The sequence below is a fragment of the Vibrio sp. 10N.222.49.A3 genome (assembly GCF_041475145.1).
Taxonomy (GTDB): Bacteria; Pseudomonadota; Gammaproteobacteria; order Enterobacterales; family Vibrionaceae; genus Vibrio; species Vibrio tasmaniensis_A.
On the sequence record NZ_JBFRVM010000365.1, the window covers coordinates 1 to 1,746 of the forward strand.

A 1,746-nucleotide genomic window follows, 5' to 3' on the forward strand; every position below is an offset into this window, starting at 1 on the left:
ATTATAATCGAACGAGAAGGCACAGTGCTCTTGGGTACCTAAGCCCAATGAACTTTGAAAAGCGAAATGTCGCTTAGCTAAGTGTCCAGTCTGACTGGAGCAGATCAAAGCTAACAACTTTTAATACTTCCTTTTGAGCAGCACTACCAATCGTTTGGGTCAAGAAAAAGCCATTAGATAAAAGGTCATGAATATTTGCTGCAAAGCAATTTTCCAAACCTCTATTTTCACCTAGAAATACAACTTTTCCAGATAAAGTATCTGAAAGAATAAAAGGGCTATGGGACGAAATAATTGTTTGGGGGCTGACATTTAGTTCTTCATACATCTCGTCTAATATTGAAATCAGTAGTCGTTGCCACTCAGGATGAAAAGAATTCTCAGGCTCATCCAAGATGACAAGAGCTGTTGCACCATACTCCCTGATCTTTTCGTAAAGCTCATTCAAGTAATGGATTGCACTAATCTCTCCAGAGCTTAGCCCGTCTATTTTTAAAGAAATTCCTGCACCTTGAAATCCCCTCTTCTGATTCGATAAATCAAACCAATCGTTGGAACAAATTAGATCTAGAATCCCACTCTCTTCCATGACATCAGATAGAGAAACCGATAAATGACTACCATTAAGCTCATTATATTCTATTGAAAATAGACTTAGTCTTTCTCTAAAGTCATTTACGTGAGCAAATATTTCATCTCTGAAATCTTCCCACTGCTGACCTTTTACATACTTTATCAAGTCGCTGTGGTAAGGCTGAATAAAATCAACCTCCTCAGAGAACATACTAAAAGTCACCATCAAAGCCACCAAATAAGGCACATCTGTATAACGTTTATGGTGTTGTACTCCGCTAAACGTAACAAGGAAGGTGTAAATCAATACAAATGAACTTTCGGAATGGTTCTCTAGCCTAATATGTTCAAGAAATGCATTGTAGAGCTTTACTTGTGCAGTCCTTTTACTAAAAACTGAAAATTGTTCTTGTAGCGATATGTCATTCTCAATCGCAGTTCTAAAATCGCTAAATAACAACACTAACTTAGAATGTTTATTTTCGGATATGTGTTTAAAAGCATCGAATTTTGCCAGGCTATCGGCATTGATCGCGAACCGTTTGGCCAACTTACTATCTGTCGTTCCTGAAGTTAATTTTTTAAAAGGGTTTGATGCTATTTTTTCACTATTAAAAACCACATTAGATGAGGTTCCGGCTGATAAGTCATTAAGTGGATGATAAAGGATCGTTTTTCCAAACTCATTGTAGCCCGTTAACACTGAACAAAATGCCACGTTCTCAGAGCTAGATAGTTTTTCATTGTGATACTCTAAGCTGGGCGTTACACAAAAGAAGCTCTTAACACCCTCAACATTTTGTTCAATCAAAGCGTAACTATCATCTCCCTTTCTAGTCAGGCCCTTAGGAAACATACCTGTAGTGTAGACATAACTTATTAGCTCAATTAAATTGGATTTCCCCGAACCGTTGGCACCAACTAAAGCAGTAAAAGCATCTAAGTGGGATAGAGGGTTCTTACCTAGCTGAGCTGTCTTAGAAAAGTCAGTTTCTTCTATAATCAGCTTTTTATTTGTCTCATCCTCGACGATATTATAATCGAGTGTAAAATTAACATCTCGATCTATGATATTTTTAAAACGAGCAATCTTTAGATAAATTAAACGATAAGCCACTTCAAAGTCCTTGTAATATTCTACATTCCACCATAAAACTGATCTGCTCCAGTTAG

Annotated in this window: 1 protein-coding gene; it reads right to left on the reverse strand. The window is 37.0% G+C overall.

All coding sequences use genetic code 11. The annotated features are described in order from the left end of the window. Positions 1–73 precede the first annotated feature (73 nt). A partial coding sequence (locus AB4589_RS25660; RefSeq protein ID WP_372101984.1) for an AAA family ATPase occupies positions 74–1,746 on the reverse strand: 1,673 nt, incomplete at its 5' end.